This window comes from Cohnella sp. GCM10020058, from assembly GCF_042683485.1.
GTDB lineage: Bacteria > Bacillota > Bacilli > Paenibacillales > Paenibacillaceae > Cohnella.
Window position 1 is genome coordinate 133523 of record NZ_JBHUJV010000009.1, and the last position, 13450, is coordinate 146972.

15 protein-coding genes are annotated in these 13450 nt (G+C 49.1%); 6 read left to right on the forward strand and 9 right to left on the reverse strand.

Annotated features, from left to right (window positions below; translation table 11 throughout):
• Window positions 1-412: 412 nt before the first annotated feature.
• Window positions 413-1270 carry a LysR family transcriptional regulator gene (locus tag ACFSR7_RS16190; protein ID WP_378163261.1) on the reverse strand — a complete coding sequence of 286 codons (858 nt, stop codon included), beginning with the start codon at window positions 1268-1270 and terminating at the stop codon, window positions 413-415.
• Between the two features lie 138 nt (window positions 1271-1408).
• On the opposite strand from ACFSR7_RS16190, the gene ACFSR7_RS16195 reads away from it, so the two are divergent.
• Entirely contained in the window at window positions 1409-2074 is a 666-nt protein-coding gene (locus tag ACFSR7_RS16195; protein WP_378163263.1) for a flavodoxin family protein, read from the forward strand.
• On the opposite strand, the gene ACFSR7_RS16200 is transcribed toward ACFSR7_RS16195, so the two are convergent.
• Window positions 2071-2574: a VOC family protein gene (locus ACFSR7_RS16200; RefSeq protein ID WP_378163265.1), complete on the reverse strand. Its 504-nt coding sequence runs from the start codon at window positions 2572-2574 to the stop codon at window positions 2071-2073. The genes ACFSR7_RS16195 and ACFSR7_RS16200 overlap by 4 nt on opposite strands.
• Window positions 2575-2669: 95 nt before the next feature.
• On the opposite strand from ACFSR7_RS16200, the gene ACFSR7_RS16205 reads away from it, so the two are divergent.
• The 3 genes from ACFSR7_RS16205 to ACFSR7_RS16215 all read left to right on the forward strand — a co-directional run bounded on the left by ACFSR7_RS16205 (window position 2670) and on the right by ACFSR7_RS16215 (window position 4757).
• Window positions 2670-3602, forward strand: coding sequence for a helix-turn-helix transcriptional regulator (locus ACFSR7_RS16205; RefSeq protein ID WP_378163267.1), 933 nt, complete (start codon window positions 2670-2672; stop codon window positions 3600-3602).
• A gap of 254 nt (window positions 3603-3856) precedes the next feature.
• Window positions 3857-4213, forward strand: coding sequence for a hypothetical protein (locus tag ACFSR7_RS16210; RefSeq protein WP_378163269.1), 357 nt, complete (start codon window positions 3857-3859; stop codon window positions 4211-4213).
• Window positions 4214-4403: 190 nt separating this feature from the next.
• Entirely contained in the window at window positions 4404-4757 is a 354-nt protein-coding gene (locus tag ACFSR7_RS16215) for a hypothetical protein (protein ID WP_378163271.1), read from the forward strand.
• A gap of 278 nt (window positions 4758-5035) precedes the next feature.
• Here the strand turns inward: ACFSR7_RS16215 and ACFSR7_RS16220 are convergent, their stop codons facing one another.
• Window positions 5036-5875, reverse strand: a complete 840-nt coding sequence (locus tag ACFSR7_RS16220; RefSeq protein ID WP_378163273.1) for a hypothetical protein — start codon at window positions 5873-5875, stop codon at window positions 5036-5038.
• A gap of 385 nt (window positions 5876-6260) precedes the next feature.
• Here ACFSR7_RS16220 and ACFSR7_RS16225 point away from each other — a divergent pair, with 385 nt between their 5' ends.
• Window positions 6261-9314 carry an amidase family protein gene (locus tag ACFSR7_RS16225; RefSeq protein WP_378163275.1) on the forward strand — a complete coding sequence of 1018 codons (3054 nt, stop codon included), beginning with the start codon at window positions 6261-6263 and terminating at the stop codon, window positions 9312-9314.
• 140 nt (window positions 9315-9454) lie between these two features.
• Here the strand turns inward: ACFSR7_RS16225 and ACFSR7_RS16230 are convergent, their stop codons facing one another.
• Window positions 9455-9898, reverse strand: coding sequence for a MarR family winged helix-turn-helix transcriptional regulator (locus tag ACFSR7_RS16230; protein ID WP_378163277.1), 444 nt, complete (start codon window positions 9896-9898; stop codon window positions 9455-9457).
• A 120-nt stretch (window positions 9899-10018) separates the two neighbouring features.
• On the opposite strand from ACFSR7_RS16230, the gene ACFSR7_RS16235 reads away from it, so the two are divergent.
• Window positions 10019-11020, forward strand: a complete 1002-nt coding sequence (locus ACFSR7_RS16235) for an alpha/beta hydrolase family protein (protein WP_378163279.1) — start codon at window positions 10019-10021, stop codon at window positions 11018-11020.
• A 61-nt stretch (window positions 11021-11081) separates the two neighbouring features.
• Here ACFSR7_RS16235 and ACFSR7_RS16240 read toward each other — a convergent pair whose 3' ends face one another.
• Genes ACFSR7_RS16240 through ACFSR7_RS16260 form a run of 5 tightly spaced genes read right to left on the reverse strand, consistent with a single transcriptional unit; the run spans window position 11082 to window position 13395 of the window.
• Window positions 11082-11378: a spore coat protein gene (locus ACFSR7_RS16240; RefSeq protein WP_378163281.1), complete on the reverse strand. Its 297-nt coding sequence runs from the start codon at window positions 11376-11378 to the stop codon at window positions 11082-11084.
• A gap of 10 nt (window positions 11379-11388) precedes the next feature.
• Complete coding sequence (locus ACFSR7_RS16245) at window positions 11389-11589, reverse strand: hypothetical protein (protein WP_378163283.1); 201 nt, start codon at window positions 11587-11589, stop codon at window positions 11389-11391.
• A 31-nt stretch (window positions 11590-11620) separates the two neighbouring features.
• Window positions 11621-12757, reverse strand: a complete 1137-nt coding sequence (locus tag ACFSR7_RS16250; protein WP_378163284.1) for a zinc-dependent alcohol dehydrogenase — start codon at window positions 12755-12757, stop codon at window positions 11621-11623.
• Window positions 12754-13140, reverse strand: a complete 387-nt coding sequence (locus ACFSR7_RS16255) for a spore coat protein (RefSeq protein WP_378163286.1) — start codon at window positions 13138-13140, stop codon at window positions 12754-12756. The genes ACFSR7_RS16250 and ACFSR7_RS16255 overlap by 4 nt, the downstream gene beginning before the upstream one ends.
• A 12-nt stretch (window positions 13141-13152) precedes the next feature.
• A complete protein-coding gene (locus ACFSR7_RS16260) occupies window positions 13153-13395 on the reverse strand; it encodes a spore gernimation protein GerQ (RefSeq protein WP_378163288.1) in 243 nt (80 codons plus the stop codon).
• Between the last annotated feature and the right edge of the window lie 55 nt (window positions 13396-13450).

Genomic DNA, 13450 nt, shown 5'->3' on the forward strand with positions numbered 1-13450 from the left:
TTTCATTCTGACCGAGTGATAGCGATAATCACGAAAGGATTTCATCGGGACTTTTCACTCAGCAATTACTAGAAGAATCATTTAGACTCTACGCTGCACCGAATCACCCCGCTGCATTTCTTCCTCAACTGGCCGTATCGGGTGAGCTGGAAAGAGGAGAATTCGCTATCCTTCCTTGGGAGATGACCGAACATAGAGTAGCGACACAGATAGCCTGGCATAAAGAAAAGTGGATTTCACCGACAATCCTTGCTTTTCTCCATGTTGCTTGCGAATCCCTAACGTGGATTCCATGTTAACGGGGACTGACAGTTTAATCATTGCAGCCGCCGCAGTTTAAGACTTTATTTACCTCCACATCATAGAGGAGGGAGACAGGGGATAGAGGCAGAAAACGGCACCGAGTGGAATTTCAATCAAGGCCAGCGATCTTCACCATATCTACGAAAGCTGTCAAGGCTTTACTGGAAAATGGAGCATTCCGGCGAACCAGGTTTGTCTGCGTACACCTGAACGCTGCCGGAAGCGTGAATGCACCCAGCGACTTGTAGGCTCCAGTCAGCACGGATTGAGGCAGCAACGTAGCAGCAAGACCGGACCGCACACAACTCAGCAGCGTTTCCAACGAGCCGATTTCAATCATATTCACTAGAGGTATTCCTTTGCTGCCAAGCCACTCCTCCAAAATAGCTCTGAATGGACATCCCTTCGGAAAAACAGCCCATTTCGTATTCTGCAGGTCCGGGTAAACCTCATCTGTTTTTTGGGTCAGCAGCTTGACCTGATCCTGCATCGTATATTCACAAATCAACTGAGGCGACTTGATATCACCAGTGATGAAGGCGCCATCCAATTGATAGCTTAGCACCTTGGCAAGAAGCTCCGATGAAATTCCAGTTATTAGGGAAAGCGATACATCAGGGTATTGCAATTGAAAATCTGATAAGATGTTCATAAAATTTCCGCACGTAACGGTCTCTACAACGCCGATCGCTAAGGGGCCGCTTGGATAAGAGGTCTCCCGGACCTCTTTAACCGCTTCTTCGGACAAATTCATAATCGTTAGCGCATATTTGCGAAATACGATCCCCTTTTCAGACAGGGTGACGCCTTTGGAATGTCTGTGGAACAACGCTACCCCCAATTCAGACTCCAGCTTACGGATTCGCGCGGTAACATTCGACTGCACGTACTCCAATCGTTCAGCTGCCCGCGAAATACTACCTTCTTCTGCAATGCTCAAAAATACTTTGAGGTCAATCAGTTCCACGATTAGTCCTCCAAAGGGATATCAGAAATAATGATACAAATATCAATATCGATCATTATTCAATTTGTAATTTCATTATTACAATGAGGATAAGAAAAGCGTTGAACATAAAACCGCATTTGGAAAGGGGAAATAGAATTGAATCCAGAAAACCATTCACCAAAGCTGCTTATCCTCGTTGGCAGCCCGCGACGCGAAGGGAATTCTGCCGTGCTTGCAGCAGCTGTTCAGCGTGGGGCGGAGCAGGTGAGGACTCAGGTATCGTTGCGGTTCATCGACTCGTACATTTCAAGCTTTCTCCATGATTGCCGGACCTGTCGTCTTCCGGACAGCGAGTGCGCTATTGCCGACCAGTACCGGACGCTGTTTTTCGATGACTTTCTACCGGCCGACGGTGTGGTGTTCTGTTCCCCGGTGTACTGGTACGGCTTATCGGCCCAGACAAAAGCGTTCTTCGATCGCACATTCTGCTATTATGCAGCGTCGTACTCGGAATCGGCCCATGTTATGGAGAGGATGTCCCGCAAGCGCATTGGCCTTGCGCTGGCTTCCGAGGAGACTTATCCGGGCGCCTCGCTCGGCATTATCCATCAAATTCAGGAGTATTCCCGTTACACAGACTCCGAATTTGTTGGTGTCGTGCGAGGCTTCGGCAACAGCCGCGGCGAGGTGGTGAATGACCCAAGCTCTCCGGTTACCGCCGCCGAGCAGCTTGGCCGTGAATTTTTCCGGGGCAAATATTCCGATTACCGCATAGACACCCAGAGGAGCGGGCGAGTGTGGCCCTCGGATTCGACTAATTAGTTGCTCTTTTCCACATCCGTCAAAAATGGATTAAAGCTCTTCTGGGCATATTCCATAGCATCGATATACGCTTGCTGTTTTGACCGCTCTATCATTTCTTCAGGACTAACTTCCTCTATTTTGGATGTTATCCACCATATATTCCCGAACGGATCAACTACTCTTCCGCCTCGTTCCCCCCATGCCTGGGTTATCACTTTCGTCATGGATGTAGCGCCGGCCTTTATGGCCTGCGCATAAAATTCATCGCTGTCACCCACATACAGACGGATCAAGCAAGGAAACGACGGCCATTCGGCAGGAGAATCGAACATCAGAATCTTTGAATCGCCGATGCGTACCTCTGCATGTCCTATGCTTCCGTCAGCATTGTATACCCGGCCCAGTTCCTGTGCATTAAATGCGGAAGCCAAAAAAGCAATCAATTTTTCTGTGCTTTTTGTAGTGACCCAGGGGGTAATGGTATGGTTCTCAGGTTGCAACATTTGGTTCTCGTTCATTCGGTCCAACCTCCAATAATAGAATTGGATTTGATTGTAACATGGAAAACTTGACAACATTATGTCATAGTTTAAAGGGTAGAGGGGGTGACAGAATGAGGATTGACCGATTAATTTCCATTATTATGCTTCTCATGCAACGCAGAAAAATGGATGCTAAAGAGTTGGCCGCAATTTTGGAAGTGACTACCCGTACGATTTACCGCGATGTTGAAGCAATCAATCAGGCGGGTATTCCGATCATAACCTACCCTGGACGTCAGGGCGGCATCGGTATTCTGGAAGAATATAAAGTAGATAAAAAGCTTTTCACAAACAAGGACATTCGCACGATGCTTATTGGCTTGTTAGGCGTTCAATCTGTATTAAAAGACGAGCAATCCAAAAATGCCATTATTAAAGTCAAAGGTATGGTGCCTAGTAATCAATTATCGTTGGTTGAAAGACAAACGGAACAAATCGTCATTGACCTGACGCCGTGGTATGCAGATGCTCGTTTGGAGCAATTTCTAGAATGCGTGCAAAGAGCTTTGGATCAGCAGAAAATATTATATTTTGAATATTGCAACGCACAGGGAAGGACGTCCAACCGGGAAGTCGAGCCGTACCGACTTGTTCACAAGGGAAATCATTGGTACTTGCAAGGCTTTTGTCGGACAAAGCAGGAGTTTCGAACATTTAGAGTTTACCGGATATCTAATATTTCCCTATCAGAGACTACATTTGTCCCGAGCAACTTTGAAATCAATGAGATGGATGCATCATTCTCCAAAGAAGTATCATGGATAAACGTTCAAATTAGATTTAATGAGAATATTAAAAAGACGATGATAGATTATTATGGTGAAGATTGTATGGTTTCTTATACGGATGGCTGGTACACTGCAACAATATCATTGGAAGATAATGAGCAAGGTTATGACTCCTTATTAAGGTTTACCGATCACTGCGAATGTTTGAGCCCTTCGCATATCAGAGAACATTTAATTAAAAAAGCGGCTGGTATTTTGTCTTTATATGGACGATAGACGGACAGCGCGGAGAGCCGTACCACAGTGCCGAAAGACCTGATACATCGTTTTATGGGAAGTTCCCCAATGCATGTGGGGCGACGTACTTTAAACCACAATATTATATAGCATAACTGAAATAAATCACGTAATAAACGCACGCTGAGAGCTGCTACGGCAGCATGATTCGCATTTTTCGCCGATAGGACCGTTAGCTCAACCTTATCATAAGTAATGGTGAAAAATATTAACGGAATGGAGTGGACGAGCCCATGCCACTGCCACTTGTACCATTGAAAATTCCAGAGGATTGGACGGTTGTATGGAATCACTTTACCGAATCGGAACCCGAGAACTTCATAAATAAAGGGTACATTCATAAAGATGAATTTCAAGAAGATATCTTCTACTTTAGAAATGAAGAAAAACGAAGAATATTGGATTTGGGTTGGTATCCTGCGCATAAACCTAGCGGTAGATATCGATTAGTTTTAATTGAAATAAGCGACAGTGAAGAGCACAGTGAAAATTGGGACGACCCGCTTATGAGCTATCGAACAAGAGACATACATAAACTTCAGCGAAAGATTAACTGGGTTTTAAAGGAGGTTAGCATGGGGAGAGTATAAACCCGACTTCCTCTGAATGAATTGATGCGGGTATTGCTGCTGATGGAGTGGCTTTTGGGTAATTAGTTACCCAGGGGAATACTGCCATAAGTGACGGCGAAGAGAGAGGCGTTAGTGGCCCAACTCCAGATTTCATAGATAAGTATCCAACATTCGTTCTGATATGCTGAGAAAAAAGGAGGATTGTAGCATGGGAGTTTCTGTATATTACACTTGTATGAGAAACCATAGCCTTACCAACAGTGAGGAGCAAGAGATAACGGACATCATTGATAAATACAATGCGGGTTTTGAAATGAAGGATATTGGAGAAACATTTTGTGTTTATGACTATGATCAGGATAAACCAACAGTGATCTTTGCAGGTTCAACAATGCTACCCTTTTCAGATGATTTTGAAGATACATTACATGCGCTGTTTTATTGGTTGACCTGTTTGACGGATATTAGAAGAAGTATTTCTAATGGGGATTGGCATGTACATCTAGATGATACGGATGCCATCTGGGATGAGGAAACGGGTTGGAAGATGCCGGAGTATTAGTACTCGTACTCCCAAATGGGCCCTCTGAGGCCCAAGAAACCCTTCTTGCCGAGGCAGAAGGGTTAAGGACGAAAAACTAGGATTCAGTTTTAGCATCGGCTTTTTGTCTCGGGCACGACGATCTTATAGTCTACAAGATGTTTAAGGTCTTTCGCTGCTCGGAGGTGAGGCGTCCTTTAGGGATCAAATTGTTGACTTGACGCTGCCAGCCTCCGAAGTGTCATACGAGGGCCGTTGACTTGAACTCCTTATAACCATGTTGCATCAGGGCTGCAAAATCATCCGTCCGACGGAGCGAACTTTCCCACGTCCGGCTCGAATGCCGCTCCACTCGCCAGGTCCAGCTCCACGTGGGTGGTTCCGCGATCGTCGGTCAGCACGATCATTCGCGACCCGACGAGGGGAACGCGGTCGGCGCTGGTGCGCATGTGTGCGGAGACGACACGAGGAGCACCGTCAACCATATAATTTACCTCAATCGTGAACATCGGATAATTATGGAGCCAACTGTTAGTAAAATTTACGGCGGTCAACGTCCCGGTGCATGACAAACCCTCCGCGCGGAGTCGCTCGATATCCGCCTGACGCCGCCGGGCGTGGGCGATAGAGCCGGGCAGCCGCAGGAGCGCGATGGCGGCCCAGAGGGCAAAGCTAGCTCCGACTACAGCGCCGAGCTCTAGCGGGATCGTCGGCGATGTCGCTATGGCCTCGAGGTCAAAGGGGCGCGACGAGTCGCTTGTCAGCGTCCAGAGCAGGAGGACTCCCGCGGCTGCTGCAAGTCCTCCTGTTACCGATAGCGTCGCAAACAGGCCAGCCACCCTGGCCTGTCCAAACTGCTCAATCGATCGCGAGTACACGCCGCCGGACGCACCGATCGCGACGAACAGCAGCAAAACGGCGACGCCCACTGTGACCGGATGACCGAGGAGCATGTTGATCGCCGGTGTCGGTGCCATGCCGAGCAGTGTGCCGAAGGGCACGGAGCCTGTCAGCGACCACAGTGCACCGGCTGTGAGCAGCCACGGCATCAGCGGAGCCGTGCGTCCGACGCGACGTCCCGGCAGGAGCATCGTCATCCGTCCGCTCTTATCCGTGGAGGAGAACAGTGGCAGCGACATCCCTTCACCCCCCAACTTTTTATCTATATTTTACCACTATAAGATTATCCGCTGTAATCCCCCCAAGTCGACATGCAAAGCTGTTGGCTAAGGCTATGCGCGAGGAAGCGGTTTGCGAAAGAGGAATGTTGGTGTGCTTGTGTAATAAAGTTAATGTTAACTCTGTCGAGTCCGGATCGGTGGGTGCGTCAACAATGTCTGGACGCGTCTATTCATCTATGTAATGTTTATGTAATATAAAATTTTATTTGTTATTAAACATAACAAATTATTTCGTTATTTTTAGGATAATATCAATAAAAATAATAAGTTTTAAGAATCAGTATTGACCCCCTCTCTTTATGTTGTTATATTTCCTTACATACATAGGAGGGGATACGACATAATGAATCATTTAAAACGTCTGCGTAAAGGTAAAAAGCAAGTTATTGCTACTTCAATTGCGTTATCCGTGATTGCAACGGGCGTGTTTCCGTTTCAATCGGCAGATGCCTTAACGCGCGTTACCTCGGAGAGCGGCACGGTATGGGAGATTCACGATGCTTTTGCCCCTAGCTTAGACACGGGAAGTTTACGTACGGTCGGTACGACGCAAGTACAAGGCTTCGGCAATATCTTTGTTAAAGTGTCATCGCCCTCAGCTTCGCTGATGAATGGTCAGATGATGCGCGGGTTTAACTTGTCCTATGACGGCGTTAATAAATTTGTTTCCACGCAATCTGTAAATCTGGGAAATATATTGATCACCCGCGAGGTTTACGTTGATACCAAAAATAACAGAACGAGATTCTTTGATACTTTCACGAATACAAATAACGTGGCCGTGAAGGTTGATGTCTCTTTCGGTGGCTCACTAGGTTATGGTACGACAACAAATGCCGCAGTCGTAAAGGCAACCTCTTCGCACGATCTCCAGGTCACGACGGATGATTCATGGGTTGTTGTCGACAGCACCGCTAGAAACAATAAGCCGCTAGGTATCGCAGTCGGATCTCCGGATCCATTCGATAATGGATTAACCGGATTAGGCGACCAGCAAAAGGATCCATTTACGACGCCGTTAGCCGAATCCGGAAATGAAGCGAATTTCTATGGATTTATTCATACCTTACATATTGAGCCGGGCGAGTCGAAGTCTCTCGTCAATTATGTGCAAGTCGGAGAAACCGGTGAAGAAGGGTTAAATAATCTGGTCGCTACGCTGGATGGACTTAACGGTCAGCTGGATGTAGCCGGATTAAGCAACGCGCAAATTCGTTCGATCAGCAACTGGGATATTTCCGGCATCGAGGGACTTGATACGGGAGATCAGCTGAATATTCCAAATGCGCCTGCAGCCAATCAATTCGTAACTTCATCCCCCTATGACGTTACCAATAAATCGATTGCAGAAATGCAGCAGGATATGATCAATGGCAGGGCCACTTCCGTACAAATTACGCAAGCCTATCTGGATCGAATTAAGGCATACGATATGGGTCACTTAGGATTTCATGCCTTCCTGCATGTATCGGAGACTGCACTTAGCCAAGCACAAGCGGCTGACATTGCTCGCGCACAAGGTGCAAAAGGCGACTTGCTGGGAATTCCAATTGCGATAAAAGATATTTATGATACGAAGGATATGCCGACCACAGGCGGCAGCAAAGCGCTCGAGGGCTGGCAGCCTGAATCCGATGCCTTCCAAGTCAATAAGCTGCGAGAAGCCGGAGCCGTCATTATCGGTAAGGTAAACACATCCGAGTTTGCGAATAGCGGCAGCTTTAGCGAGAGTGGCTGGCAGCAAACATGGAACGCGCTGTATCCATCCAAAACATCTTTTGGCTCGAGCGGCGGGTCCGCAGTATCGGTTGCGGCTGATTTTGCGGCAGCGGCAATGGGATCGCAAACAGGGGTATCTCTCTATGCGCCGACTACAGGCGCCAGCCTGAAGAGCTTCCGCGGTACGGACGGGATGGCAAGCACGACGGGCGTGATTCCGCTCACTTGGGGACAAGATTATGCAGGTCCGATTGCTAAAACGGTAACGGATCTGGCTATTATGTTGAATGCGACAACGGGTACGGATCCAAAGGATATTTTCACAGTGACTGCCGATGCAGATCACAAACGTCCAGTCGACTGGAAGGAATCTTTAGACGTTAATGCCTTGCAAGGAAAGAAAATCGGATATATTCCTTCATCCTTCGTATCTACCTATGCTGACGATGATACTGGACAAGCCGTCATGGATAAGTTCTCGCAGCTTCAAGCAGCCGGCGCGACCATGGTTGAGATGTCGGCATTACCGGCAGCGCCTACTCGTCCTTCAGGTATTAACGGATCTACGGAGGGTTGGGCACGTTATATTGAGCTTCATAAAGATTTCCCTTACATCGATGGAGCAAGCGTATTAGCTTCGGATAAGGTGCTTATCTATAATAAAAGAGATTATTCGGCACCTACCCGTATGACGGAACAGGCTGTACAAGATTACATTAAGTATCGAACGGACTATAAGGAAGTTATTAAAGGCTGGATGGACGCGAACGGCGTCGATGCCGTCGTTTACGCAGGTTTTATTAGCGACGTATACAACAATGATGCAGCCGCCTCCCAATTAAGTTCCGACCGCGGCACGGGCGTATTGACGTCCAATGTCGGTCTGCCTACGGTAGTTGTTCCCGTAGGGACGAACGATAGCGGATATTCGATCTCTATGCAGCTTGTGGGCAGAGCATGGGATGATGCAAAGGTTCTAGGCATGGGCTATGCGCTTGAACAACAAACGAAAGCCAGATTGCTCTCCTCGTTTGTACCGGCGCTTCCATACGTTTCAAGCAATCCGGGCCCCATCATCGATAATGGAACAACACCTCCAAGTAGTGGAGAGACCGAAACGCCTCCAGAAACAACGACACCTCCAGAAGAGCCGGAAGTTGTTCATTTCACGGATGTAACGACTCACTGGGCTAAAGCAAGCATTGACGTCCTTATTGCCAAGGGATTACTGACGGGCTACGCCGATGGCACGTTCCGTCCAAACGCAGGATTGACGCGTGCCGAAGCCATTAAGGTTATTGCCACTTACATGGGACTTGAAGGAAAAGAAAGCAACTTTGCAGACGTATCTTCCAAGCATTGGGCGAATAAGTTTATCGGCGCAACTGCCGAAGCGGGCTTAATGACCGGATACAGCGACGGAACATTCCGTCCGGACGAGAAGATGAGTCGCAGCGAGCTAGCGGCACTCATTGCCAGAGCCTTTAAGTTAACGGGCACCGGACAAACGTCATTCAAAGATGTTAAAGGAAATGCATGGTCGTACGAATACATTGACGCGCTCGCATCCAACAAGATTATTACAGGCTATGCAGACAATACGTTCAAGCCTGAACAAGGCATTACCAGAGCGGAGTTTGCGACAATCATTGCCAGAATGATAGAAACAAAGGCATAAAAGCGACAAAAAAGAGACTTAGAATCGTTGATTCTAAGTCTCTTTTTGTCATGCATCTCGCTTGCGCCCCCGCGACAATGGGAGGGAAAGGATGTGGAGAAAATTCTCGTTACAACCTCGATAACCTCTTTGCAAGCCTTTCAAGGATTTGTTTTTGTTCTTTCTGCCAGCTTCGCAATCGAATCCATATCTTGCTCGGTTAATTGAGTTAGAAAATATTTTTGTATGGCCTTAGCGACAATGGGACGGGCTTCATCCAATGCCGCTTGTCCGGCAGACGTGATGAGGACTTGGACACCGCGATCCGTATCGATTGGTTTCCTCGTCACAAGCCCGCGCTTTTCCATCCGCGTCAGATGATGCGACAATCGGCTCTTATCCCAGTCCATCGAGTCGGCTAACTCCTGTTGACGAAGATTCCCGTTCCCCGAAAGGGCTAGCCGGTCTAATACGCCGTAATCGCCCTCCGATAGCCCTGTGTGCTCGGACAGCTCTTTAATCACGCGACCAAATATGCGTTGAAATGAGCCCTTCCATAAATGCCATATTCGCATTTCCGCTTCGGTTAACTCGTATTTGTCCATAGAATGATAATAGCATTGTTGACGCGTCAACTTCAATGTGCTATTTTTATTTCAGTTGACATGTCAACCTCGGTTTGGGTGGCTAATTCTGCTCAGCAATGCGAAAAGGAGTGTGTTTCGATGCAAGAGATGCAACAGAAACCAAAGCAAGATCGTCCGGTGAGCAAGCCGTTCACAGAAGCTGCCGACATTCCCGTCAGCGATCCCACGCCTGTCATGACCTTCAGTCCTGTCGTGCTGTCGACGCCAGACCGTATGGTGGATTTGCAGATTAAGGTCTCTGTGCCCGCGAGGGGAGCCGACCTGCCCGTTATTCTCCTGTCCCATGGCCACGGGCCTTCGAACTTCATCTCGTCCCTGCACGGCTACGGCCCCCTCGCGCACTTCTGGGCAGCTCGCGGTTTTGTCGTGATCCAGCCCACTCACTTGGACGCGAAGATGCTGGGCCTGCGTGAATCCGACAACCCGGAGGCACCGTTGTATTGGCGTTCCAGAGCTGAGGATATGCGCTGCATCCTCGATCATCTCGACCAGATCGAGGATGCCGTTCCAGGACTCGGCGGGCGCCTTGACCGAAGCCGGATCGCCGCTGTCGGGCATTCTCTGGGCGGACATACGGTAGGCCTGTTGTGCGGTCAGCAGGTTACGGATCCGATCGACGGTACGGAAATATACCTGGCCGATCCCCGGATCAAGGCGGGGGTACTGATGGCTGCGCCAGGCAATGGTGAGGACCTCGCCGCGTTTGCAGCCGAGCGTTACCCTGTCTTGGGAACAACGAACTTCGCCAAAATGACAACGCCGGCCCTCGTGGTCGTCGGCGAAAACGATTGGAACCCTGCATTCTCCGATCGAAAGGATTGGCGCGCCGATGCGTACTTCCAGAGTCCCGGACCCAAAAGCTTGTTAACTTTGTTCGAAGCGGAGCACGGACTCGGCGGGATCGCCGCATTCGACGCAAAGGAAACGACGGACGAAAACCCTGAGCGTGTGGCTGCGCTGCGAGCGATTGTCTGGTCCTATCTCCGCACCGCGCTCTACCCTGAAGACTCCGCCTGGCCTACCGCGCGTGCCGCGTTAATGAATACGGACAATCCGGTGGGGATTATCCATTGCAAATAAACGCAAAAAACGCGCCGAACCATTGCTGGTTTCGCGCGTTTTATCTTGCCGAGATACGGCGTCAGGACGGAATGTTCATTGCCGTCTCTATGTTTTTCAGATCGAGCTGGACCTGCTCTGGCATATGATAGGGGTGATACAGGCCCCGCTCCATCATGTAGTTTGTTATCTTTTCATGGCAGTCGATCGCTTCGTCAAGCTGTTTCATCAACATTTGCTTGATTTCGGGGGTGGCGCATTCGGTTACGGCCATGGCGTAGTTTCTGACGCCGCTCTTGGCGTTCATCAGAAAATCCATCGCGATCACGTCGTCCGTCAGCGTATGAAGCCCGGTCATATGTTCTATTATTGGGTTCATGCTTTACCTCCTATATAGTCGCTCTAGACAGCACTCCACCGAGCGCTTGAAGCTGCTGCTGCGATATCTGCACGTCTTGCTGCAAAATTTGCTTAAGCTCCGGGTCGGTTACCAGTGCTTGCATGGTTTTGGATTTGGTCATACAAACGGTTTTGAACGCAGCTATTTCATGAACCTCCAGCATCTCATGCAAAGCGTAATTGGAATTCATTCGGATTGTCCTCCCCAATATTTGCCCTTATTCAGGGCTTCAAGATGACTTTGATGCAATTGTCCGTTTTCGTATCGAACTTTTCATAGCCTTGCTTGGCTTCGCTAAGCGGAATGACGTGCGTGACGATGTCTCCAGGGTCTACTTTGCCCGACGTAACCAGCTCGTACATATACGGCATGTAGTGAATGACCGGGGCTTGCCCGGAACGAATATTCACGTTACGCTGCATGATGTCGCCAAGCGGGAATCCGTTATAGCGTCCGCCGTATACGCCGGTGACCTGGATGGTCCCGCCTTTGCGGACAGCCTGAGACGCAATGACAAACGCGCTCATGGTGCCGCCTTGCAGCTTCAAGCCGCTGGCCAGAAATTCAAGATCGCTCATCTTGCCGTCCATGCCTACCGCATCGATCACGACATCGGCGCCGCCCTTGGTCATTTCCTTGAGATGGTTGCCGATATTCTGATCCTGTTCGAAGTTTACGATCTCCACATGGTTGGTTCGCTTCGCATGCTGTAAGCGATAATCGACGTAATCGACGGCTATGACGCGCTTTGCTCCTTTAAGCCAGCAGAATTTCTGGGCGAGTAGTCCGACCGGACCGCAGCCGAGCACGATGACCGTATCTCCATTCTTGACGCCGGCGTTATCAACGCTCCAGAATGCCGTCGTCATGGCATCGGCGATCAAGCTAAGCTTTTCGTCGGGTTGTTCGCAGTTTTCGGGTATTTTGAAATGGGTAAAATTCGCAAACGGTACGCGTAAGTACTCGGCTTGCCCGCCAGGATATCCGCCGGTCGTCCCGGAGTAGCCGAAATAGGCGCCCATATCCCCGTGTTCGTTCGAATTGTCGCATTGGCTTTCCAGCTGATTTTTGCAAAAAAAGCATTCTCCGCATGCGATGTTGAACGGGATGATCACGCGGTCGCCTTTCTTTACCTTGGTCACGCCAGGGCCTACTTCTTCGACGATCCCCATCGGTTCATGCCCGATGACATAGTTTTCCTGAAGGTTGGGGATCATCCCGTGAATGAGGTGAAGGTCCGAGCCGCAAATGGCGGAACTGGTGATCTTTACGATCATATCGTCCGGTTTCTCGATCTTCGGATCCGGCACCTCTTTGACCACGACATTTTTAATCCCTTGATACGTTACCGCCTTCATGCTTGATGTCCTCCAATATGTTCATCTGGGGTTCGATCGAACATCCCTTTACGCGACGTATCGCCCGGGAACAAATTCATCTGCGCGATCATCACCGTATTTTTCGCCGAAAGCTGGTCGAGTTGATACTGTTCGTTCAGCTCGTAAGGATGGAACCATTTTTTGCGAATCATGAGCTCCGTGATTTCCTGGTGCAGCGCAATCCCTTGCTTAAGATGATTGCGCAGCAGCGCTCTCACATCCGGAGAAGCGGTCTCCGTCAGGGCGACGGACAAATTTCTTACGCCTTCCTTGGCGCGAAGAAGGAAGTCCATGGCGAAAGTCATATCCGCCATTTCCGGCATATTTAACGAATTGATCGGGTCTAAATAATCCGTATTCATTTGCGTTCCCCTTTAATGAGTGATAGGTGTGGGGCTATTCGGAACAGGCGCTTGGAAAGGAACTCTTGCGTAGATGGCTTGCAGCTCGGCGATCTGTTGCGTGGATTGAATGACGTCTTTCTGCATCAACGCTTTCAGCTCTTGGTCAAAGACCAAGCCTTGCATCAGTTTTGACTTAGCGACGCAGAGCGTTTTAAAATTTAACGCTTCATGCAGTTCCATCGATTCGTGCGGCGCTAGCGTGGGCGTATTCATTGCGTGATGATCCTCTCCTTTTTTTCGTTCGAGTTAGCATTTCCTAGGTATGGGG

Coding starts and splice junctions, on each gene's coding strand:
- ACFSR7_RS16230 (WP_378163277.1), bottom strand. CDS start 9,898: ATGGACAAATACGAGTTAACCGAAGCGGAAATGCGAATATGGCATTTA.
- ACFSR7_RS16240 (WP_378163281.1), bottom strand. CDS start 11,378: ATGAACCCAATAATAGAACATATGACCGGGCTTCATACGCTGACGGAC.
- ACFSR7_RS16220 (WP_378163273.1), bottom strand. CDS start 5,875: ATGTCGCTGCCACTGTTCTCCTCCACGGATAAGAGCGGACGGATGACG.
- ACFSR7_RS16210 (WP_378163269.1), top strand. CDS start 3,857: ATGCCACTGCCACTTGTACCATTGAAAATTCCAGAGGATTGGACGGTT.
- ACFSR7_RS16215 (WP_378163271.1), top strand. CDS start 4,404: ATGGGAGTTTCTGTATATTACACTTGTATGAGAAACCATAGCCTTACC.
- ACFSR7_RS16235 (WP_378163279.1), top strand. CDS start 10,019: ATGCAAGAGATGCAACAGAAACCAAAGCAAGATCGTCCGGTGAGCAAG.
- ACFSR7_RS16255 (WP_378163286.1), bottom strand. CDS start 13,140: ATGAATACGGATTATTTAGACCCGATCAATTCGTTAAATATGCCGGAA.
- ACFSR7_RS16250 (WP_378163284.1), bottom strand. CDS start 12,757: ATGAAGGCGGTAACGTATCAAGGGATTAAAAATGTCGTGGTCAAAGAG.
- ACFSR7_RS16205 (WP_378163267.1), top strand. CDS start 2,670: ATGAGGATTGACCGATTAATTTCCATTATTATGCTTCTCATGCAACGC.
- ACFSR7_RS16245 (WP_378163283.1), bottom strand. CDS start 11,589: ATGAATTCCAATTACGCTTTGCATGAGATGCTGGAGGTTCATGAAATA.
- ACFSR7_RS16260 (WP_378163288.1), bottom strand. CDS start 13,395: ATGAATACGCCCACGCTAGCGCCGCACGAATCGATGGAACTGCATGAA.
- ACFSR7_RS16225 (WP_378163275.1), top strand. CDS start 6,261: ATGAATCATTTAAAACGTCTGCGTAAAGGTAAAAAGCAAGTTATTGCT.
- ACFSR7_RS16200 (WP_378163265.1), bottom strand. CDS start 2,574: ATGAACGAGAACCAAATGTTGCAACCTGAGAACCATACCATTACCCCC.